Origin of the sequence: Mesorhizobium sp. C277A (assembly GCF_040324395.1) — a bacterium.
In the GTDB taxonomy this organism is placed as follows: domain Bacteria; phylum Pseudomonadota; class Alphaproteobacteria; order Rhizobiales; family Rhizobiaceae; genus Mesorhizobium.
Genome location: NZ_JAMYVW010000002.1, coordinates 4,746,766 through 4,768,190, shown reverse-complemented (window position 1 = coordinate 4,768,190; position 21,425 = coordinate 4,746,766). Strand labels below are relative to the sequence as shown.

Genomic DNA, 21,425 nt, shown 5'->3' with positions numbered 1-21,425 from the left:
TGGGCAGCCGTCAGTCCGGGTAGCAAACCGTCGGAATCTTCGGCCACACCGCGCTGTCGCAGCCGGCAACCTGCTGCCTCTGCTTGAAAGAGGCGCTGACCGGGCCGGTGACCACGGGGTCGACGCCATCAGGGGCGTCGGCAAACATCTGCTCGGCCGTCCGGTCGGACGACGAGGCCGGATTGGCTTCCTTCACCGTGGCGGCCGATTGAGCGGCATTCGCCGCCAGCACGGCAGCGAATGCGACCGAAGCGATGAGGGGCCAAAATCGGTTGAGTTTGTCGGTCATGAATTTCGAACTACCCGGGCCCAGAAAGGTTCCCGCCTTGGTTAACAAAACCATCTCACACCGAGATGCTTAAGATTTGATGAGTATTTGGTGGTGCGCCTCCTCTTTCGCAATTGCGAAAAACCCTGTATGAGCCGCGCAACCGAAAGAGGCGGCGCCTTCTGGCCTGCTGCCTGCAACGCTCCCGAGACCACAAAATGAAAATTCGTAATATCGCGATCATCGCGCACGTCGACCATGGAAAAACCACCCTCGTCGACCAATTGCTGCGGCAATCCGGTTCCTTCCGCGACAATCAGCGCGTCGCCGAGCGCGCCATGGATTCCAACGACCTCGAAAAGGAACGCGGCATCACCATCCTGGCCAAGGCGACCTCGGTCGACTGGAAGGACACCCGCATCAACATCGTCGACACACCCGGCCACGCCGATTTCGGCGGTGAGGTCGAGCGCATCCTGTCGATGGTGGATTCGGCGATCGTGCTGGTCGACGCCGCCGAAGGCCCGATGCCGCAGACCAAGTTCGTCGTCGGCAAGGCGCTCAAGGTCGGCCTGAAGCCGATCGTCGTCATCAACAAGATCGACCGTCCGGACGCCCGTCACGTCGAGGTGGTCAACGAGGTGTTCGACCTGTTTGCAGCGCTTGACGCCACCGACGAGCAGCTCGACTTCCCGATCCTCTACGGTTCTGGCCGCGATGGCTGGGTCTCGGAAAATCCGGAAGGCCCGAAGGACCAGGGCCTGGCGCCGCTGTTCGACCTCGTCATCAAGCATGTGCCGGAGCCGACCGTTCATCCCGGCCCGTTCCGCATGATCGGCACCATCCTGGAAGCCAATCCCTTCCTCGGCCGCATCATTACCGGCCGTATCGAGAGCGGCACGCTGAAGTCCAACCAGGCGGTCAAGGTGCTCCACCATGACGGCACGCAGATCGAAACCGGGCGCATCTCCAAGATTCTCGCGTTCCGTGGCCTCGAGCGCCAGCCGATCGAAGAGGCGCAGGCGGGTGACATCGTCGCCATTGCCGGCCTGTCCAAAGGCACCGTCGCCGACACGTTCTGCGACCTGGCGGTGACCGAGGCGTTGCATGCGCAACCGATCGATCCGCCAACCGTGACCATGTCTTTCCTGGTCAACGATTCGCCGCTCGCCGGCACTGAAGGCGACAAGGTGACCAGCCGCGTCATCCGCGACCGCCTGCTGCGCGAAGCCGAAGGCAATGTCGCGCTCAAGATCGAGGAATCGCCTGACAAGGATTCGTTCTTCGTTTCCGGCCGTGGCGAATTGCAATTGGCCGTGCTGATCGAGACGATGCGCCGCGAAGGCTTTGAAATCGCCGTGTCGCGTCCGCGCGTCGTCATGCAGAAGGGCGAGAACGGTGAATTGCTGGAGCCGGTCGAGGAAGTCGTCATCGACGTCGACGAGGAGCACGCCGGCATCGTCGTGCAGAAGATGTCGGAGCGCAAGGCCGAGATGGTCGAGCTGCGGCCTTCGGGCGGCAACCGTCAGCGCATCGTCTTCCACGCGCCGACGCGCGGACTGATCGGCTACCAGTCGGAACTGTTGACCGACACGCGCGGCACCGCCGTGATGAACCGGCTGTTCCACGCCTACCAGCCCTACAAGGGCGAACTGCCGGGCCGCACCAACGGCGTGCTGATCTCCAACGAACAGGGCGAGGCAGTGGCCTATGCCATGTGGAACCTCGAAGACCGCGGCCCGATGGTCATCGACCCGGGCGTCAAGGTCTATCAGGGCATGATCATCGGCATCCATAGCCGTGACAACGACCTCGAAGTGAACGTGCTGAAGGGCAAGAAGCTGACCAACATCCGCGCCGCCGGCAAGGATGAGGCGGTCAAGCTGACGCCGCCGATCCGCATGACGCTGGAGCGCGCGCTGGCCTGGATCCAGGACGACGAGCTGGTCGAGGTGACGCCGAAGACCATTCGGCTCCGCAAGCTCTATCTCGACCCGAACGAGCGCAAGCGCTTCGAGAAGTCGGCCAAGGTTGTGGGCGCGGCGTAATCGTCTGATTGTCTAAATTCGAGAGGGGCGAAGCACCGGTGCTTCGCCCCTCTTGTCATTCACCCACGGCAGCCGAAATGATGGCTTCACGATCCGGCTCGTCGGCCAGGTCAATGCGAATCGCCGTGCCGTCGCGGGCCGGCTTGCGCAAAGCTCTGGCGCCTTCGGGAACAACAACCAGCAATCGTTTCTCCTCCAGCGCCTGAAGCCTTGATCGGGAGATGCCGAGTTCGCCGGCGAGCAGACGGTCGAGCCGCAGCGATGTCGGCATTTCCAGCCCAAGCCTGATTTCAAGCGCGGCTGCGGGTCGGCCTTCGCCGCCGAGCCGGTGTTTGTGAACGGCGACATCGGGAAACTCCTCGACGCGGCCGACCCGGTTTCGCAAAGCCACGACATCGAAGGCATGGCGGCGGGCGAGGGCCGGATCGTTGCTTTCGAGCGCTGCCAGCAGCGCGGGTTCGATGTCGCGGCGGTTGCAGCGTTCGAAGATGCCGAAATTCCACGAATTGTCGCAGTCGATGCAGCGATAGATCAGCCAGACATCAATGCGTTTGCCATTGGCGTTGACGCGGAATTTGCCGCTGCAGCGATAGGCTTTCACGACGCTGCAGCGGTTGCAGTGGACCAGGGGTCGAGGCGCGATTTCGGGCGTGATTGCCCAGTGGATAGCGAGATGTTGGGACAAGCCGGAAGACCTTCCAGTGTGGAAGTTCTTCAGGTCGGCAATGGCGAGATGCCCATGCGGGCACGGCGTGGCGAGAGCTAGCTATGTCGGAAATCAGCTGTCACGGGCGGCAAAGCGCGCGACAACGGTTCAGCAGTGCCAAACCGGTCTCGAACCGCCGCCTGAGGAACACGTGAAATGGAGCAGGCACCGCTTAATGCGGCGCCCTGCCAAGTGTGATCAGGGGAGTTGGCGAGACCGGCGGTTACTGAGGCAAAATGAAGCTCGAAATGAATGTCGGGACGGTTCTTCTAGCGGCAAGACGCCGAGCGGGCAAGGTTCATAGGGTGTCTCGCCCTGCTCAGGCGAAGGCGATCTGTACCTTCATCGATTTGTTGCGGTCGCCGGCGATCTCGAAAGCCGCAACCGCCTCGTCCATCGGATAGATGCCGGTCAGCAGCGGCTTGACGTCGACGCGACGGTTGTTGATCAGATCGACGGCCAGCGCGAACTCGTCGTGGAAACGGAAGGAGCCGCGCATTTCGATCTCCTTGGCGACGATGAGATTCTGAGGCAGCGACATGTCGCCGCCTAGGCCGAGCTGCACGAGCACCCCGCGCGGCTTCAGCACATCGAGCCCGGCTCGCACCGCGCGCTCATCGCCGGAGCATTCGAACATGACGTCGAAACTGCCCTTCTCGACATTGTAGCCAGCGAGCTTGTCGGCATCTGTGGCGACATTGATGGTGCGGTCGGCGCCGATCTCGTTGGCCTTGGCCAGAACCGCGTCCATGACATCGGTGACGACGATCTCACGCGCGCCGTGGACACGTGCGGCAAGGATGCTGAGCGCACCGATCGGCCCGCAGCCGGTGACCAAGACCCGCTTGCCGAGCAGCGAGCCGGCGCGGTTGACGGCATGCAGCGTTACCGCGAACGGCTCGGCAAAGGCGGCTTCGTTGATGGAGACATGGTCGGCGATCTTGTGGCACTGCCAGGCCTCGGCGGCGAGGCACTGGCGGAAGGCGCCCTGTATATGTGGCATCGGCATGGCGCTGCCGTAGAATCGCATGTTGAGGCATTGGTTCTGCACGCCCTGCAGGCAGTACCGGCACGCATTGCAGGGCCGGCTGGGCGAAATCGCAACGCGGTCGCCGACGGCAAGGCTGGAAACGCCGGCGCCAAGCGCCTTCACCGTGCCAGCGACCTCATGTCCCAGAATCATCGGCTCGCGCAGGCGCACCACGCCGAAGCCGCCATGATTGTAATAGTGCAGGTCCGAGCCGCAGATGCCGCCGGCCTCGACCGATATTTCGACCTGTCCGGTGCCCAGCACGCCCGGATCGGTCTCTTCGATGCGCAGGTCTTTTGCCGCGTGGATGACGATTGATTTCATAGCCGCGATCCTTTCTCAAACCACTGGCGCGGGCAAGGTCCGGCCGCTGAAATTTGCCGCGTCGGCTGGCCCATCAGGCTGCAGGATGCCAAATCGCCAGCGATCGGATATCCTTTGCCACCCAACGCTCGAAGGGCTCCGTCATGCACCTCACCTCGCTCCTGATCTTCGCCGCCGCTCTCTTCGTTGCCGCCGGCTCGCCCGGCCCGTCGATCGCAGCCCTTGTCGCCCGCGTCATCTCGAAAGGCTTTCGCGACGTATTCCCGTTCCTGCTCGCCATGTGGATCGGCGAGGCCATCTGGCTGTCGCTGGCGGTGTTCGGGCTGGCGGTCGTGGCGCAGACCTTCCATTTCGCCTTCGTCGTCGTGAAATGGATCGGCGTCGCTTACCTCGCCTACCTCGCCTTCAAGATGTGGACCGCACCTGTCGACGCAAAAGAAGGCGAGATGCCGCGCGAGGATTCGCCGGCAAAACTGTTCTTTGCCGGCATGGCGGTGACGCTCGGCAATCCCAAGATCATGATGTTCTATCTGGCGCTGCTGCCGACGATCATCGACCTCGCTTCGGTGAGTGTCATCGGCTGGGTCGAACTGACGGCGACGATGGCGGTGGTTCTGATCGCCATCGATCTCGCCTGGGTCGTCGCGGCCTCACAGGCGCGCAAGCTGCTCAAAAGCAGGCGCGCCATGAAGATCGCCAACCGAATCAGCGCCACGACGATGGCCGGCGCTGCCGGGGCCATCGCGGCGCGTTGACCTCTCCTACGAGGAGAAGGAAACTTTCACCTCGCCATGGCGTGGTATTCGTCGTTCGGCCGCATGTCGATGGCCGCCGCCACGCGGTTCGACATGTTGAAGAAGGCGGCGGTCGAGGCGATGTCCCAGATGTCGCGGTTGGTGAAGCCGGCGTTGCGCAGTGCTTCCCTGTCCGCCTCGACGATCTTTGCCGGCTCTTCCGTCAGCTTGACGGCGAATTCGAGCATCGCCGTCTGTTTCGGTGAAAGATTGGCAGCGCGGAAGTTCATCACCATCATCTCGCCGAGAGCCGGATCGCCGGAGAGCTGGCGCACCGCCGCGCCATGCGCGGTCAGGCAATAATAGCAGTGGTTGATCGAGGAAACGACGACCGCGATCATCTCCCGTTCCAGCTTCGACAGGCCGGATTCACCCAGCATCAGATCATTGTAGGTGTCGGTAAAGGCGCGCAGCTTCTTCTCGTCGAAGGCATAGGCAAGAAGCACGTTGGGAACCAGGCCGAGCTTTTCCTCGCATTTGGCGAAATAGGCTTTTGTCGCCTCGCTCAGTTCCGCGATACCGAGGTCAAGTGCGCTGATTTTGCCGGACATGGGGTCTCGCTCCTGGTTCACCGCCGCCTGACCGTCGAATTCCTGTAATTCTTATCGAGCCGTCAAACCTTTGTCGCCAAACAGCGGTCATCTGCTACCATAGTCGTAAAAGCATGTGACGGGAGGACAACATGGCGAGCGTGAAATCCGCAGCTAAGCCGAAGAAAACAGCCACTGCCGGGGTGAAACCCGACGGGAAGCCGGCCAGGCTCGCCGACTATCTGCTGGCCCGCGCGCCGGCCGAAGACATTGCCGCCTATGACGCCGCCGACCTGGAGCGCGCCGCCGACCTGGCAGGACGTGCGGTCGCCGCCCACAAGAAGGGCCAAAGTGTCGTCGCCGTCGATGCCGGGTCGGGCGTCTCCCGCGAGGGCCGCCCGATGACGATCATCACCGTCGTCAACGACAACATGCCGTTCCTGTTCGATTCGATCCTCGGCGAGATCACAGAAACTGCCGGCGAACCGACTTTGGTCACCCATCCGGTCATCGTCGTGCGTCACGGCAAGGCCGGCGTCGACGAGATCCTCGGCGACGGCAGCGCCCTCAAGGACGATGGCAATCACGACCGCCTGAGCGTCGTCCATGTCCATATTCCGCGCCTGACGGCGGAGCAGGCCGACGCGCTGGCCGACCGCCTGCGCAAGATGCTCAACCAGGTGCGCGCCGCCGTCAGCGACTGGAAGCCGATGCTCGCCCGTCTCGATCAGGCGATTTCCGAATTCCGCTATTCCGCCGTGCCGCTCGACAAGAAGAGCGTTGCCGAGGCCATCGCCTTCCTTGAATGGCTGCGCGACGACAATTTCACTTTCCTTGGCATGCGCGAGTTCAAATATTCCGGCGGCGCGGAGAGCGGCAATCTGGAGCGCGCCGACAAACCCGGTCTCGGCATCCTCGCCGACCCGGATGTGCTGGTGCTCCGGCGCGGCACCGAGGCGGTGACGACGACGCCCGAAATCCGCGCCTTCCTGCATGGGCCGGAGCCGCTGATCGTCACCAAGGCCAACGCCAAGTCGCTGGTGCACCGCCGCATTTATCTCGATTATATCGGCGTCAAAACCTACACCGCCAAGGGCACGCTTGCCGGCGAGTTGCGCATGGTCGGCCTGTTCACCTCGACTGCCTACACGCGCTCGGTGATGAAAATCCCGTATCTTAGGTCAAAGGCCGAGACCATCATCGCCAAGTCCGGCTTCGACCGGCACGACCATTCCGGCAAGGCACTGATCAACGTTCTGGAGAGCTATCCGCGCGACGAACTGTTCCAGGTGCCGGTGCCGATCCTGAAGAAGCACGCCGCGGCCATTCTCGGCTTGGTCGAGCGGCCGCGGGTGCGGGCGCTGGTGCGCGCCGACCAGTTCGACCGCTTCGTCTCGATCCTCGTCTTCGTGCCGCGCGACCGCTATGACAGCGTCGTGCGCGAGAAGATCGGCACCTATCTCAAGACCGTCTTCGAAGGCCGTTTGTCGGCTTACTATCCGGCTTTCCCCGAGGGCGGGCTGGCGCGTGTGCATTTCATCATCGGCCGCTCCGGCGGCAAGACGCCGAAGGTCGAGCAGGCGGCGATCGAAGCGGCGATCCGCGATATCGTGCGAACCTGGGACGACGCGCTGGCCGAAGCCGCGGAAGCCGTCGGCGGCGATCCATCGCTGAAGGCGATCGCCGCGCGTCTGCCTGAGAGCTATCGCGATTCCTTCAGCGCGGCCGTCGCGCTGAAGGATGCGGGGCGCATCGCCGGCATCAGCACCGCCAACCCGATCGCCATCGACTATTACCGCCATGCCGAGCAGAAACCGCATCAGGCAGCGCTGAAGATCTACCACCACGGCAGCCCGGTAGCGCTGTCGCGTCGCGTGCCGGTGCTGGAAAACATCGGCTTCCGCGTCATCAGCGAGCGCACCTTCGAGGTTGGCGAGGACGGCGGCGACACCGTCTTCATCCACGACATGGAGCTGGAGAACAGCTACGGCAAGCCGATCGACCTCAGCGATGGCGGCGCGCTGTTCGAGGACGCTTTCCTGTCGGTCTGGCGCGGCGACATCGACAATGACAGCTATAACGGGCTTGCCCAGACCGCCGGCCTGTGGTCGGGCGAAGTCAGCATTCTGCGCGCCTATGGCCGCTACCTGCAGCAAGCCGGTATCCCGCAGAGCCAGGATTTCATCTCGGCCGCGCTCAACCGCTATCCCGACATTGCGCGCGGCCTGCATGCACTGTTCGTCGCTCGTCTCGGCCCGACCGCCGAGACGGAAGGCGTCATCGCCGCCAAGCACCTCAAGGCCAAGATCAAGGACGCGCTGGAGGAAGTCCCTAACATTGATGACGACACCATCATCCGCCGCTATCTCAACCTGATCGAAGCCTCGTTGCGCACCAATCATTTCGTTGCGGGAACGAAGGCGCGGGGCCAGTCGCTGGCGATCAAGCTGGACTCGCAAGCGGTCGATGGCCTGCCGGCGCCGCGGCCGTGGCGCGAGATCTTCGTCTATGGGTCCGAGGTCGAGGGCGTGCATCTGCGCTTCGGCCCGGTTGCGCGCGGCGGCCTGCGCTGGTCGGACCGCGCCCAGGATTACCGCACCGAGGTGCTCGGCCTGGTCAAGGCGCAGCAGGTCAAGAACGCCGTCATCGTGCCGGTCGGCGCCAAGGGCGGCTTCTATCCGAAGAAGCTGCCGATGAGCGCCGGCCGCGACGCCATCTTCGAGGCCGGCACCTCAGCCTACAAGAATTTCGTTTCCAGCCTGCTGTCGATCACCGACAATATCGGCCTCAATGGCGTCATACCCCCAGCCGGCGTCGTCAGGCGCGATCCTGACGACCCCTACTTTGTCGTCGCCGCCGACAAGGGCACGGCAACCTTCTCCGACACCGCCAATGCCATTTCGGAGAAACACGGTTTCTGGCTCGACGATGCCTTCGCCAGCGGCGGCTCGGCCGGTTACGACCACAAGAAGATGGGCATCACCGCCAAGGGCGCCTGGGAAGCGGTCAAGCGGCATTTCCGCGAGATCAACCGCGACATCCAGGCCACCCCCTTCACCGTCGTCGGCGTCGGCGACATGTCGGGCGACGTGTTCGGCAACGGCATGCTCTTGTCGCCGCAGACCAGGCTGATCGCCGCCTTCGACCATCGCGACATCTTCATCGATCCCGATCCAGACAGAGTGGCGTCGATGGCCGAGCGCGAGCGCATGTTCGCGCTGCCGCGTTCGTCCTGGCAGGACTACGACAAGACCAAACTGTCGGAAGGCGGCGTCATCGTCTCGCGCAGCCAGAAGTCGATCACGCTGCCTGCGGCAGCGGCGGCGGCGATTGGCCTCGCCAAGACCACCGCGACACCGGCCGAGATCATGACCGCCATCCTCAAGGCGAACGTCGACCTTCTGTGGTTCGGCGGCATCGGCACGTATTTACGGGCCTCGGGCGAAACCAATGCCGAAGTCGGCGACCGCGCCAATGACGCCATCCGCATCACCGCGCTCGATGTGCGGGCCAAAGTGATCGGTGAGGGCGCCAATCTCGGCGTCACGCAGCGTGCCCGCATCGAATTCGGCATGAATGGCGGTCGCTGCAACTCCGATGCCATCGACAATTCCGGCGGCGTCAACTGCTCCGACGTCGAGGTCAACATCAAGATCGCGCTGGCGTCCGCCATGCGCAAGGGATCGCTGACCCGGCCGGCGCGCAACAAGCTGCTGGCCGAGATGACCGACGAGGTCGCCGGCCTCGTGCTGTCCAACAATTACGAACAGACGCTGGCGCTTTCCATCGCCCGCAAGCGCGGCCTTGCCGACATCGCGCACCAGAGCCGCTTCATGGCGGCGCTGGAGGCTCGGGGCCTGCTCGACCGCGCTGTCGAGACGCTGCCGTCGCCGGCCGCCCTTGCCGAGCGCGAGGCGCGTGGCGAGCCCCTGACCCGGGCGGAGCTTGGCGTGCTGCTCGCCTATGCCAAGATCGTGCTGTTTTCCGACATCGTCGCCAGCGACGTGCCTGACGACGCGCATTTCGACCGCGATCTGATGGGCTATTTCCCTGACCGGATGGCGAAGAAATATGCGGCCGAGATCCATGGCCACCGGCTGCGCCGCGAAATCATCGCCCGCGTCGTCGCCAACGATCTCGTCAATCGCGGCGGACCGTCATTCGTCAACCGGCTGCAGGAAGCCACGGGGCGCAGCGCGGCCGACGTGGTGCGCACCTTCGCCGTGGTGCGCGACGGCTTCGCGTTGCCGGCGCTCTATCGGGAGATCGATGCGCTGGACAGCCACATCGACGGCCAGGCGCAGCTCGATCTCTACCAGTCCGTCAGCCGCCTTATCTTCGTGACCAGCGGCTGGTATCTGAAGAACGATGCCGGCACCGCAGCGCTCGGCCAGCGCATTGCCGAACTGCAAGAGGCGCGCATGGCGCTGGAGCCGAAGCTGCTCTCGCTGCTACCGGCCTTCTCGCGCGAGCGGGTCGAGGAGCAGCGGCACGGCCTCTTCAAGGCCGGCGCCCCGGAAAAGCTCGCCGGGCAGCTGGCAATGGCCGATGTGGCGGGACTGATCCCCGACATCGCACTGACGGCGCGGACGGCCAATGCCGACGTCGTCGCCTCGGCCAAGGCGTTCTTCGCCGTCAGCGATGCCTTCCGCATTCCGCGCGTCGAAGAGGCGGCGCGTTCAATCACGCCGTCGGACTATTACGACCAGCTGGCGCTGTCGCGCGCCACCGACACGATCGGCGCGGCGCGGCGCGGCATTGCGGTGGCCGCTCTCGCCGGCCATGCCGGGACGGCGGATCCTGTGGCGGCCTGGCTGGAAGCCGGCGGCGAGCGCGTGGCGCGCATCCGCGAGCGGCTGCAGGCGCTGACCGAAGGCGGGGATATCACCGTGTCCAGGCTGTCGGTGGCTTCGGGGCTGATGAGCGATCTGACGGGGATGTGAGGCTCGGGACTTTACCCTCCCCCTTGTGGGGAGGGTCGCTGCGAAGCAGCGGGGTGGGGGTGCGGCACCGACCCCCACCCGGACCTTCGGTCCGACCTCCCCACAAGGGGGAGGTAGGGGCGCGGCGCCTTTCTTCGCGTCTCTATGCAGGTAGACAGCGGCGACATCCAGGTGAGGGGCAGCGCGAATCTTTGGCGGTTTGCATGAGCATTCGAAACATGCAGACATGGCGCCCGACACGGGCGGTGCCGGGGGAATCATCATGGCGGCAGTAGAAACAGCGCAGCGGGCATCCGGGCGTGGCATCTGGGGGTGGATGTTCTTCGACTGGGCGGCGCAGCCGTTCTTCACCGTCGTCACCACCTTCATCTTCGGCCCTTATTTCGTCTCGCGCATGGCCAACGATCCGGTTTCGGGCCAGGCGGCCTGGGGCTACGGCATCGCTGTTGCGGGCCTGGTCATTGCCGTTTTGTCGCCCATCCTCGGCTCGATTGCCGACCAGACCGGGCCGCGCAAGCCGTGGATTGCGTTCTTCGCCTCGATCAAGATCATCAGCCTTTGCCTGCTATGGTTCGCCGCTCCCGGCTCGAACCTTTTCCTGGTGGTGCTGTTCTTTTCTCTCGCTTCGGTCGCGGCGGAATTCTCGACCGTGTTCAACGATTCGATGATGCCGCGCCTGGTGCCGAAGAGCGAGATCGGCCACGTCTCCAACATTGCCTGGGGACTTGGTTATCTCGGCGGCATGATCGCGCTGATCTTTGTTGTCGCCTGTCTTGCAGGTTCGCTGGAGACCGGCAAGACGATCATCGGGATCGACCCGCTCTTTGGGCTCGACCCGAAGCTCGGCGAGGACGCGCGCGCCACCGGGCCGCTGTCGGCCGGCTGGTATTTCCTGTTCATCCTGCCGATGTTCTTCTTCACGCCAGACGCCATCAAAGGCATTCCGATCGGGCCGGCGGTGCGCGAGGGGCTGTCGGAACTGAAGTCGACGCTGACTGAAGTGCGCCGGCGCAAAGGCATCTTCCGCTTCCTTGTCGCCCGCATGATTTATCAGGACGGCGTCAATGCGCTGCTCGCTTTGGGCGGCACCTTTGCGGCAGCGATGTTCCATTGGTCGATCACCGAGATCGGCATGTTCGGCATTATTCTCAACGTCGTCGCCATCGTCGGCTGCCTGGTTGCCGCATGGCTGGACACCGCGCTTGGCTCCAAGACCATCGTGATGATTTCGCTCGTCCTGCTCAGCATCGCCACCATCGGCATCGTTTCGACCGGGCCAGGCTACACGCTGTTCGGCGCCTGGATGATGCCGGGAGCCGATAGTGGCGGCCTGTTCGGCACGGCGGCGGAAAAGGCCTACATTTTCTATGGCCTGTTGATCGGGCTGGCGTTCGGACCGGTGCAGGCGTCGTCACGCTCCTACATGGCGCGCAGCGTGACCGCGGCCGAATCCGGCCGCTATTTCGGCATCTATGCGCTGGCCGGAAGGGCGACGAGTTTCCTGGCGCCGTTCATGGTGGCGTCGATCACGCTCGCCAGCGGCTCGGCGCGGCTCGGCATGGCGGCCATCGTGCTGTTCCTGGGCGTTGGGATCGCGATATTGATCTGGACGCCGTACCCGGCGGATCAGCCGGTGGAATAGCGCCGCACTTTTCCTTCTCCCCTGCGCTTCGCGCCGATCCACCTTCTCCCACAAGGGAGAAGGGAAGGCGGCGCCTAATGCCTAAAATGCCTCACGCCCGTAAACACCATGGCGATGCCATGTTCATCGGCGGCGGCGATGACGTCTTCGTCGCGCATCGAGCCACCGGGCTGGATCACGGCAGTGGCGCCGGCTTCGATGGCTGAGATCAGCCCATCGGCGAAAGGGAAGAAAGCGTCGGAGGCGACCACCGAGCCTTGGGTCAGCGGCTCGGCGAGACCGGCCGCTTCCGCCGCGTCGAGCGCCTTGCGTGCGGCGATGCGCGAGGAATCGACGCGGCTCATCTGGCCGGCGCCGATGCCGACCGTGGCGCCGTCCTTGGCGTAAACGATGGCGTTCGACTTGACGTGCTTGGCGATGCGGAAAGCGAATTTGAGGTCGGCCATCTCGGCCGCCGTCGGTGCGCGCCTGGTCACCACCTTCAGTTCGAGATCGTCGACCACCGCGTTGTCGCGGCCCTGGACGAGCATGCCGCCGGCGACGGATTTCACAGTGATGCCGCCGGCGTGCGGATCGGGGAGACCGCCGGTGACCAGCAGGCGCAAATTCTTTTTGGCGGCGATGATGCGGACAGCGTCCTCCGACGCGTTCGGCGCGATGATCACCTCGGTGAAGGTTTTTACGATCTCCTGCGCCGCTTCCGCATCGAGGATGCGGTTCATGGCAACAATACCGCCAAAGGCCGAAACCGGGTCGCAGGCCAGCGCTCTCGCATAGGCAGCAGCCAGCGAAGCGTCCTCGGCGACGCCGCACGGGTTGGCGTGCTTGATGATGGCAACGGCGGCGCAGCGGTTGGGGTCGAACTCGCCGACCAGCTCGAAGGCGGCATCGGTGTCGTTGATGTTGTTGTAGGACAGCTGCTTGCCCTGCAACTGGCGAGCCGTGGCGACCCCCGGCCGCTTGTCGCCATTGACATAGAAGCCGGCGCTCTGATGCGGGTTCTCGCCATAGCGCATGACGCTTTCCAGCCTGCCGCCGAAGGCGCGCCAGGTCGGGTGCTCGATCTCAAGCGTTTCGGCGAACCAGCCGGAGATCGCCGCATCGTAGCTGGCGGTGCGGGCAAAGGCCTTCGCCGCCAGCTTCTGGCGGAAATCCAGCGACAGCGAGCCGATGTTCATCTCCAGCGCGTTCAGCACCGAGGCGTAGTCGCCGGGATCGGTGACGATGGCGACATAGGCGTGATTCTTGGCCGAAGCGCGGATCATCGCCGGGCCGCCAATGTCGATGTTCTCGACAACAGCGGCATAGTCGGCGCCGGAACGGCGGACCTCCTCGAACGGGTAGAGATTGGAGACGAGCAGATCGATCGGCTCGATACCGTGATCGTGCATCGCCTTGGCGTGTTCGGGATCGTCGCGCACGGCGAGCAGCGCGCCATGCACCGACGGATGCAGCGTCTTGACGCGGCCGTCCATGATCTCGGGAAAGCCGGTCAGTTCCGAGACGTCACGCACCGCCAGCCCCGCCCCGGCGATCGCCTTTGCCGTGCCTCCGGTCGAGACCAGCTCGACGCCGGCCGCGACCAGCCCTTTGGCGAAGTCGATCAGGCCGGTCTTGTCGAAGACGGAAAGCAGGGCGCGGCGGACCGGAACGAGGTCGGGTGCCGGAATGTTCTTGGCGGCGACGGCCATAGGCTGGCGGCCTTTCAGGGCTGATTGGAGAGCGTTGCCGGGCCGTAGCACATGAGGTCAGGAAATCAAGCCGGAAGCTCGATCAAGCCGGCGCCGGCAACGACGCTCAGCTGTTCTCGGCCGGCGATGCCGGTGCGCGTGAGCTGCCAATGCACCTCGGCGATCTCCGAGGCCTTGAAGGCGAGCACGATCTGGCGGCTGCGACGCGGGCCGCCAAGGCCGGCGAAATAGATCGATTCCTCGACCTCCGGCACCACTTCGGTGCAGGTGAACACCCAGGTGTCGGCCTGGTCGGCGGTCAGCACCAGGCGGTCATGCTCGTCCTGCAAAAGGTTGATGTCAGGGTGGATGTGGAAGCGCACCACGACGAAGTCGCGGCCATTGTTGCGGATCGCCGCACCGCCCGGGCGGAGGAAGCGATCCCTGCCGGCGAGCACATTGCCCTCGCTCGACAGTTTCAGCTCGCGCTCATGCAGGAAGCCGAAGCGCTGCACATAGCCGTCATGGCGGGCGATGAAGCCTTGCGCGCCCTTCTGGTCGATGCGCTTGCAAGGCACATGCTGCGGGCCGCCGAGCAAGGGTGAGCCGAGCAGGTCGTTGACGCGCAGCGAATGGGAAAACCGCGCTGACGAGGTGTCGTTGATGGTGGCGGTCGAATGCGCCGCGGTGGCACGGGCCAGCGGCCGGAACTCGGCGGCGCCATAGGTGTCGATGCCGGCATTGACGATATAATGCTGGCGACCGGACGAGAGTTCGAAGGCCAGGCACCCGGCATGCGCGGCGTTGGACACATCGACGGCCGGCGACGGGCCGGTATCGGCAATCACCGTCACGCCGCCCATCGACAGGCGCTCATAGCCGGAATGCGGCGCGTGCAGCAGCGGCGCGCCGGCGGTGTCGTCGTGGCGCAAGATGGTGGCTATACGGTCGTGGATGGTGGCGCCCATGCCGTTGAAGCGGGCGAGGCTGCCATCCTGATGGCGGAAGAAACGGAGCGCCGGCAGCATGCGGTCGATGGCGCCCATCAGGGCGGCCGGTGGCGTTTCGGCCTGGTTGGCATAGGTCTGGCGCAGCGGCAGGAGATCGGCGAGCAGTTCGAGCACCGCCATCGGGTTGCGCGAAATATGGCCGCCATCGGGAAGGATCTGCCGGTCGAGTTCTTCCGCCAGGTTGCGGGTGGCGCCGCGCAGTGCCGAGGCCGGCGCCGGCAGCGACAGCGCGGCGAAGGCAAGCGCGATGCGAGCGCGCAGCCTGTCCTTGCCGTCCGGCATTTCGCGCGCCATCGAGCGGAGATAGCGGATCTGCACGGCGAGCGATTTCAGGAAGGCGCGATAGAACGGAAATTCAGCCCCTTGTAGGACAACCGAGGAGTGTTGCAACCAGGCAATGACGCGCTTGGCGGTGGTGCCGGGCTCCCAGGCTATGCCGGAAATCTGGTTGCCATGCATGGCGATCCAGTCGGAGACAAGCGCGCGTGCATTGGCGGCGGCCAGCTCGGTGCCGGCGGCGCGCATATGGCGCAGCCAGCGAAAGCCGTGCAGCGTCTTCACCCAGCCGCGGTTGGCGACGTCGATCTGGAATGGCGATTTGCCGCCGGTCTCGACCAGATGTCCCGACAGCGGATAGCGGCCATAATAAATCTCGAGCGCGATCTGCGGATCGGCGAGCCTGAGGTCGGGCGGTGCAATCAGGACGCGTTCGGGCGTGCGCCCGGAATAGCGCCAGCGATAGACTGGCCCTGCGCGAAGGCGCCGGCGCGTCTTGCGCCAAAACTCCTTAGCGACAAGCGTCCACAGACGTGTCGTGCTGCCGGCAGCCAGTGCCAAAACCCCTCCTCGTCGCCTGGAGATAGAGCATGCTGTCGCCCGAAAACCGCGTCACACTTTTCGGCATCATGTTCCGGTACCCCAGCACAAGCTTATATGATTCAAGAACTTGTGCGAAGTCGAATTCCGCCGACGTGAAGCGCCTCACGCTGCCGGCCACCGACCCGCCCCGAAAAAAGTCAAGCGCTTCGCGGGTTTAAGCCCGGCAATCCGGCACTCACTTGCGGTTGTGGCGAGACCGAAATTCGCTGGGCGAACAGTTTTCCCGGTCGCGAAACAGACGGGAGAAATAGAAGGCGTCGTGGATGCCGACGGCGGCCGCAATGGACTCGATGGGCGAATCGGAGGCGGCCAGCATCTGTTTGGCGCAGTCGAGCCTCGTGCGCAGTTGGAAGGCCTTGGGCGACATGCCGGCTGCCCGCGCAAATCTGCGCCGCAAGGTTGCCGGCGACATCGAGAATTTCGCGGCGAAGGCATCGAGATCCACCGAGTCGCACGCGCAGCGGCGCAATTCGTCTACGATGGGCTGCATGTCGGCGGCATCCTGGAGGCTGGGGTTTCGTTGACGGTCGTTCCAATCCATTGCCTGGCGGGCAGCACGCACGACGATGCGATGCATCGTGGCGGCGGCTTCTGCCTGGCTCAGCATCGTATCGAGCGCTCACTATGCAGCCTGTCGAACAGCCGCTGCATTTTGCCGAGGTCGCGCAAGGGGACGACAGGGGCGTCCTCGGCGATCAGCCGCAGCCGGGTGAAATCGCGTATCAAGGCGCCGTCGAAGAGCGCCCAGCGTTCGAGCCAGCCCGATGCGTCCGGGCCGTAGGAATGCATCCTCCCGGGAAGCAGCCAGAACAGGGCCGGCGCTTGGATCGTCTGCATGCCGGCAGTCCTGGTTTCAAGCCAGCCTTGACCGTTCTCAATCAGCACCACGGCGAATTCCGGCAATTTGCGCGCTTGGATCGCTTGCGTGACGCGATGCCGACCAATCCCTGTAACCGACAGGCCGCCGGCCGCGGCCGGTGCGGATCTGTAGAGTGCGTAAGAGAGATCGTTCATGAGCGAAAAGTCCATGGCTTCGTTCTGTCCATGGGCGAGTGTGCTAACAGTATGACATTTCCAGCTAAGGATGAAAAATCGCAGGTGGCTGAAATGTCAAGCTCAACAGGTGGCATGCAACGACGGAGTCCTGTTGCGTCAATCGATCTGAACGCCAACGGCAAGACATTATCGATGGCGCCGAACCGGTTGGGTCGCCTCGTGCCAACCGACGCCGGGATCGGCATCGATGCCATTCGCGGCCTCCTTGCCGAGCAAGGCTATGTCTGGCTGAAAGGTATGCTGCCGCGCCGCGACGTCATGGATTTTCGCGGCTGGGTGTTTTCGTATCTGGCCGACACCGGCTTGCTGCAGCCCGGGTCCGATCCCGAGCTTGGCCTGGCGGCGGCCGGCACGTTCGACCGTCAGTTCGCCGATCGCCGGTTGATGGCGCTGGTTCGCTCCACCGCCTATGAAGGGTTCTGCGCACAGCCCCTGATGGCCCGGCTGATGGATGCGTTCGTCGGCGGGCTGTCCTATTTGCACAAGCGCAAGATCATGCGTTTCACCCAACCGGACACCACCGTGGCGACGCCGGCGCATTACGACCTCGTCTATCTGCGCGGCGGCACCAGCCGCATCGTCACTGCCTGGATCCCGATCGGCGACGTTCCCGTCGACATGGGCGGCCTGGTCTATCTCGAGGGATCGCACGCCATCGGCCTCGACATGGAGGCCCGGTTCGCCAGGGACAATGCCGGGCTGAGCCCGCAGGAGCGCATCAGCGCCTACAACCGGAACATGAGCGAGGGCGGCTGGGTGTCGAAGGACCTGCCCGACATGGCGGAGCGCTTCGATACACGCTGGCTGATCGCGGATTTCGAGGCCGGCGATGTCGTCCTGCACTCGCCCTACATGATCCACGCCTCGACAACCAACCAGAGCGCGGAGGGGCGTATCCGGCTCTCCACCGATATCCGCTACCAGAATGTCGATGATGAGATCGATGCAAGGTGGGGGAAGCACTGGTCCTTGGACGACATGCTTTAGGCATGTCGTCGCGTCGGAGTCAGGCCAGACGTCGCATGCGGGCGGCAAAGAAGCCGTCCAGGCCGGAAACCCCTGGCGAACCACGGTCAAGATCGGCGGGTGTGGTGCGCAGCGTGCCTTGCGGGGTCAGGAAGGCGTCGATGCCGGCGATTTCGCCGGGCAGCAGTGGATCGTCGGCGACGGTTTTGTTGCCGGCCAGAAAGACGCGATACAGATCCTCGCCTTCGATCGGGTCCAGCGAACAGTTGGAAAAAACAATCCGACCGCCCGGTTTGACCAAAGTGACGGCGCGGGCGAGCAGCTTTGCTTGCAGATCGGCTAGCTTTTCGACGTCGGCTGCCGTCTTGGTCCATGGCACGTCAGGGTGGCGCCGAACCGTGCCTGTGGAAGAGCAGGGCGCGTCGAGCAGGACGGCGTCGAAAAGCTCCGCCGGCTGGTATTTCAGCAGATCGGCCTGCACGATCTCGGCGGACAGCCCGAGCCGTTCGAGGTTCTGCGTCAGCCGCGCCAGCCGGTTCTTCGAGGTGTCCACGGCGGTGACTTTGGCGCCGGCAAGGATCAACTGGGCGGTCTTGCCGCCGGGGGCGGCGCAGAGGTCGGCGACGCGTAATCCTTTGACATCGCCGAACAGCCGCGCCGGAAAACTGGCGGCGGCGTCCTGGACCCACCATGCGCCTTCGCTGAAGCCCGGCAGTTCGGTGACGGAGGCGTTGAGCTTTTCCACTCGCACCGTGCCGGTCGGCAGCACGATGCCGCCGAGCTTTTCGGCCCACAGTTCGGGATCGGCCTTGACCGTGAAATCCACCGGCGCCTCAACGCGATGCGCCGCCAGGATCTGTCTGGTCATCTCGGCGCCATAGGCGGCCTTCAGCCGGTCGGAGAACCATTTTGGCGCCTCGTCGGTGGCGGCAAGAGCTGCCGGCAGTTCGGTCTCCTTGGCGCGCACCAAAGTGCGCAGCACGCCATTAACGAGGCCGGAAAAGCGCTGCGTGCGTGGGTCCGACTTGGCGTGGGTCACAGCCAAATCGACGGCGGCGCTGTCGGGGATGTCGAGGAACAGGATCTGCGCCGCCGCAACATGCAGGATGTGCGACAGCGCTGTGGCGTTGGGCGGCAGCGGCTTTTCAAGGCGGCGGGCGAGGAGCCCGGCAATGGTCATGCGGTAGCGCAGCGCGGTCACCAGTATGGCGCGCACCAGGCCGCGGTCGCGCAGGTCGAGCACTTTGTATTGCGGATGGCCGTTCTCGTGGTCGGTCAGCCCGTCGAGCGGCGTCTTGGCGTCGATAACGGCGGCCAGCAGCCGCGCCGCTGCCTCGCGCGCGGCGAGGCCGGCGACGAATTCGTCCGAGCTGTTTTCGCGAACGCCTGAATGTGCGGGCCGGGGTCTGGCGCCGCTCACGACCACGGACCTTTGGGTCCGGTCGGGTTGCGGCCCCACGGATTGGCTTTCGGCTTGGCCGGTTTGGTCGGCTGCGTGGGGCGTGCTGCCTTGCCCCACGGACCTTGCTCGGCATCGGCCGGCAATTCTTCGATCGGCTCTGGCGTCGGCGCCTGGCGCGGCGCCGGCTGGCGGCCTGCCATGTCGCGCGCCATCGCCTGCAGCGCGGCGATGCGGTTGTCGGTGTTCGGGTGGGTCGAAAACAGGCTGTCCATGCGCTCGCCGTGAAGGGGATTGATGATGAAGAGATGCGCGGTCGCGGGATTGCGTTCGGCATCCGGGTTGCGGATGCGTTCGGCGCCGCGGGCGATTTTGTCAAGCGCTGATGCCAGCCAAAGCGGATTTCCAACGATTTCGGCGCCGCGCCGGTCGGCTTCGTATTCGCGAGTGCGGCTGACCGCCATCTGCACGATCATGGCGGCGAAGGGCGCGACAAGCATCGCCACCAGCACGCCGACAAAGCCGAATGGGTTGTTGTTGTCGCGGCTGCCGCCGAAGAAGAAGGCGAAATTCCCGAGCATCGAGATGGCGCCGGCGAGTGTCGCGACAATGGTCATGGTCAGCGTGTCGCGATGCTGAATGTGGGCCAGCTCATGCGCCATGACTGCCGCCACCTCCTCATGCGACAGGCGCTCCAGCAGCCCGGTCGAGGCCGCGACCGCGGCGTTCTCGGGATTGCGGCCGGTGGCGAAGGCGTTCGGCTGCGGATTGTCGATCAGATAGGTCTTGGGCATCGGCAGGCCGGCCTGCTTGGCCAGCGCCTCGACGATGGCGTGGAATTCGGGTGCGTTCCTGGCATCGACCTCGACGGCGCGGTTCATCGACAGCACCATCTTGTCGGCATTCCAGTAGCTGAACAGATTGGTGCCCGCGGCGACCAGGAAGGCGATCATCATGCCGCCGGTGCCGCCGATCAGAAAGCCGACGCCCATGAACAGCGCCGTCATCGCGGCCAGGAGCATGGTGGTGCGTAGCGTGCTCATTGTCTGCTCCCTGTGCGGCCGTGGCAAAAAAGGTCGATCGGGGTGAACTCATGGCTATATGATGGGAAACGCCGCCCTTCGTTTCAATCCGCTCGGAATATCGCATGACCGACCAGCCCAGCAAAGCCGATGCCGACCGGGAGAAGGACCTGACGCCGGCGGCCAGCCGGGCGCTGGCTGAAGCCGAGGCGCGCCGTGAAGCGTATCGCCAGAAGGAATCGGCGCTGCCGAAGGAAATCGGCGGCCGCGGCGGCAAGGAACCCGGCCGCTACGGCGACTGGGAAGTGAAGGGACTGGCTAGCGATTTCTAGGGGTTCAGGAACGGAAGAACTGGGGAACTGGTGAACTGAAGAGTTGAAGAAAAAGGCGCATAGCAGTTCTCCAGTTCTCAGGCCGCGCTGCGCTGTGCCCCCAACGTCATCCAGCCGCTGTCATCGATGGCGATGGAGACGGTTTCGTAGCCGCCAATCGAGTTGTGCTGAGTCGTCATTGGATGCTGGTGAGTGGCGCTGATCACCATCACCGACGCGCCCGCTGCTTCCGCCGCCGCGATACCGGCCGGTGCGTCCTCGAAGACCAGACAGTCGCCGATATCGACGCCGAGCCGTTTTGCCGCCAGCAGGAAACAGTCGGGTGCCGGTTTGCCGTGCGACACATCCTCGGCCGCGACCACCAAGGCGGGAACCGGGATGCCGGCGGCCCGCATGCGCAGCAGCGCCAACGGGCGCGGCGCCGAGGTGACGATCGCCCAGCGCTCTGGCGGCAAAGCGTTGAGGAACGGCACGGCGCCGGCGATCGGCAGCACGCCTTCGACATCGTCCGACTCGGCCTGCAACAGCACAAACGCCTCATGAACAGGGTCGACGCCGGGAAGCGCCAGCCTGGTGATGGTCTCGACCGCCCGCACGCCATGGATCGTCGGCAGGAAGGCTTCGACGTCGAGACCGTGCTTAAGCGCCCACGCCGCCCAGACGCGCTCGGCCGAGGCGATCGAATTGAGCACCGTGCCATCCATATCGAACAGGAACGCGGCGAATTTTCTGCCTGCAAACATCAGATTTTCCACGGGGTTAGGGATCGTTTCGGGAGGGTCAAAACATGTCATGCGACCGTAACG

At 64.4% G+C, this 21,425-nt stretch carries 15 protein-coding genes and 1 pseudogene; 6 read left to right on the top strand and 10 right to left on the bottom strand.

All coding sequences use genetic code 11. From position 1 onward, the window contains the following. Positions 1-10 precede the first annotated feature (10 nt). Positions 11-289, bottom strand: a complete 279-nt coding sequence (locus tag NKK52_RS23475) for a hypothetical protein (protein ID WP_023753187.1) — start codon at positions 287-289, stop codon at positions 11-13. 197 nt (positions 290-486) lie between these two features. On the opposite strand from NKK52_RS23475, the gene typA reads away from it, so the two are divergent. Next, positions 487-2,316: a translational GTPase TypA gene (gene typA / locus NKK52_RS23470; protein ID WP_023681424.1), complete on the top strand. Its 1,830-nt coding sequence runs from the start codon at positions 487-489 to the stop codon at positions 2,314-2,316. 55 nt (positions 2,317-2,371) lie between these two features. Here the strand turns inward: typA and NKK52_RS23465 are convergent, their stop codons facing one another. Next, on the bottom strand, positions 2,372-3,001 hold the full coding sequence (locus NKK52_RS23465) for a DUF1062 domain-containing protein (protein ID WP_023681423.1): 630 nt from the start codon (positions 2,999-3,001) through the stop codon (positions 2,372-2,374). Positions 3,002-3,341: 340 nt separating this feature from the next. Continuing rightward, entirely contained in the window at positions 3,342-4,376 is a 1,035-nt protein-coding gene (locus NKK52_RS23460; protein WP_023681422.1) for an L-idonate 5-dehydrogenase, read from the bottom strand. Positions 4,377-4,519: 143 nt separating this feature from the next. Between NKK52_RS23460 and NKK52_RS23455 the strand changes: the two genes are divergently transcribed. Then, complete coding sequence (locus NKK52_RS23455; protein WP_023681421.1) at positions 4,520-5,131, top strand: LysE family translocator; 612 nt, start codon at positions 4,520-4,522, stop codon at positions 5,129-5,131. A 26-nt stretch (positions 5,132-5,157) separates the two neighbouring features. On the opposite strand, the gene NKK52_RS23450 is transcribed toward NKK52_RS23455, so the two are convergent. Continuing rightward, positions 5,158-5,721, bottom strand: coding sequence for a peroxidase-related enzyme (locus tag NKK52_RS23450; protein WP_023681420.1), 564 nt, complete (start codon positions 5,719-5,721; stop codon positions 5,158-5,160). A gap of 131 nt (positions 5,722-5,852) precedes the next feature. Here NKK52_RS23450 and NKK52_RS23445 point away from each other — a divergent pair, with 131 nt between their 5' ends. Further along, entirely contained in the window at positions 5,853-10,643 is a 4,791-nt protein-coding gene (locus tag NKK52_RS23445) for an NAD-glutamate dehydrogenase (protein ID WP_023681419.1), read from the top strand. Positions 10,644-10,905: 262 nt separating this feature from the next. Beyond that, complete coding sequence (locus tag NKK52_RS23440; protein ID WP_031198488.1) at positions 10,906-12,285, top strand: MFS transporter; 1,380 nt, start codon at positions 10,906-10,908, stop codon at positions 12,283-12,285. A 74-nt stretch (positions 12,286-12,359) separates the two neighbouring features. On the opposite strand, the gene purH is transcribed toward NKK52_RS23440, so the two are convergent. The 3 genes and pseudogenes from purH to NKK52_RS23425 form a co-directional block, all read right to left on the bottom strand. Further along, positions 12,360-13,976: a bifunctional phosphoribosylaminoimidazolecarboxamide formyltransferase/IMP cyclohydrolase gene (gene purH / locus NKK52_RS23435; RefSeq protein ID WP_023684070.1), complete on the bottom strand. Its 1,617-nt coding sequence runs from the start codon at positions 13,974-13,976 to the stop codon at positions 12,360-12,362. 65 nt (positions 13,977-14,041) lie between these two features. Next, positions 14,042-15,802 carry a heparinase II/III family protein gene (locus tag NKK52_RS23430; protein WP_023684071.1) on the bottom strand — a complete coding sequence of 587 codons (1,761 nt, stop codon included), beginning with the start codon at positions 15,800-15,802 and terminating at the stop codon, positions 14,042-14,044. Positions 15,803-16,019: 217 nt separating this feature from the next. Beyond that, a pseudogene (locus NKK52_RS23425) lies at positions 16,020-16,858 on the bottom strand (helix-turn-helix transcriptional regulator). Positions 16,859-16,972: 114 nt separating this feature from the next. On the opposite strand from NKK52_RS23425, the gene NKK52_RS23420 reads away from it, so the two are divergent. Further along, positions 16,973-17,887 (top strand): phytanoyl-CoA dioxygenase family protein, encoded by a 915-nt coding sequence (locus tag NKK52_RS23420; RefSeq protein ID WP_245263103.1) that lies wholly within the window; start codon positions 16,973-16,975, stop codon positions 17,885-17,887. A gap of 19 nt (positions 17,888-17,906) precedes the next feature. Here the strand turns inward: NKK52_RS23420 and NKK52_RS23415 are convergent, their stop codons facing one another. Continuing rightward, positions 17,907-19,292, bottom strand: coding sequence for an RsmB/NOP family class I SAM-dependent RNA methyltransferase (locus tag NKK52_RS23415; RefSeq protein ID WP_023684073.1), 1,386 nt, complete (start codon positions 19,290-19,292; stop codon positions 17,907-17,909). Then, positions 19,283-20,308, bottom strand: coding sequence for a zinc metalloprotease HtpX (gene htpX / locus NKK52_RS23410; RefSeq protein WP_023684074.1), 1,026 nt, complete (start codon positions 20,306-20,308; stop codon positions 19,283-19,285). Before htpX ends, NKK52_RS23415 begins: the two co-directional genes overlap by 10 nt. Before the next feature lie 104 nt (positions 20,309-20,412). Between htpX and NKK52_RS23405 the strand changes: the two genes are divergently transcribed. Continuing rightward, positions 20,413-20,619: a DUF1674 domain-containing protein gene (locus NKK52_RS23405; RefSeq protein ID WP_023684075.1), complete on the top strand. Its 207-nt coding sequence runs from the start codon at positions 20,413-20,415 to the stop codon at positions 20,617-20,619. Positions 20,620-20,696: 77 nt separating this feature from the next. On the opposite strand, the gene NKK52_RS23400 is transcribed toward NKK52_RS23405, so the two are convergent. Then, entirely contained in the window at positions 20,697-21,362 is a 666-nt protein-coding gene (locus tag NKK52_RS23400; RefSeq protein WP_023684076.1) for an HAD-IA family hydrolase, read from the bottom strand. Between the last annotated feature and the right edge of the window lie 63 nt (positions 21,363-21,425).

What these genes read in the sequence shown, in the direction of transcription:
- typA (WP_023681424.1), top strand. Translation starts at nt 487, where the DNA reads ATGAAAATTCGTAATATCGCGATCATCGCGCACGTCGACCATGGAAAA.
- NKK52_RS23475 (WP_023753187.1), bottom strand. Translation starts at nt 289, where the DNA reads ATGACCGACAAACTCAACCGATTTTGGCCCCTCATCGCTTCGGTCGCA.
- purH (WP_023684070.1), bottom strand. Translation starts at nt 13,976, where the DNA reads ATGGCCGTCGCCGCCAAGAACATTCCGGCACCCGACCTCGTTCCGGTC.
- NKK52_RS23400 (WP_023684076.1), bottom strand. Translation starts at nt 21,362, where the DNA reads ATGTTTGCAGGCAGAAAATTCGCCGCGTTCCTGTTCGATATGGATGGC.
- NKK52_RS23405 (WP_023684075.1), top strand. Translation starts at nt 20,413, where the DNA reads ATGACCGACCAGCCCAGCAAAGCCGATGCCGACCGGGAGAAGGACCTG.
- NKK52_RS23455 (WP_023681421.1), top strand. Translation starts at nt 4,520, where the DNA reads ATGCACCTCACCTCGCTCCTGATCTTCGCCGCCGCTCTCTTCGTTGCC.
- NKK52_RS23460 (WP_023681422.1), bottom strand. Translation starts at nt 4,376, where the DNA reads ATGAAATCAATCGTCATCCACGCGGCAAAAGACCTGCGCATCGAAGAG.
- NKK52_RS23450 (WP_023681420.1), bottom strand. Translation starts at nt 5,721, where the DNA reads ATGTCCGGCAAAATCAGCGCACTTGACCTCGGTATCGCGGAACTGAGC.
- NKK52_RS23420 (WP_245263103.1), top strand. Translation starts at nt 16,973, where the DNA reads ATGCAACGACGGAGTCCTGTTGCGTCAATCGATCTGAACGCCAACGGC.
- htpX (WP_023684074.1), bottom strand. Translation starts at nt 20,308, where the DNA reads ATGAGCACGCTACGCACCACCATGCTCCTGGCCGCGATGACGGCGCTG.
- NKK52_RS23445 (WP_023681419.1), top strand. Translation starts at nt 5,853, where the DNA reads ATGGCGAGCGTGAAATCCGCAGCTAAGCCGAAGAAAACAGCCACTGCC.
- NKK52_RS23440 (WP_031198488.1), top strand. Translation starts at nt 10,906, where the DNA reads ATGGCGGCAGTAGAAACAGCGCAGCGGGCATCCGGGCGTGGCATCTGG.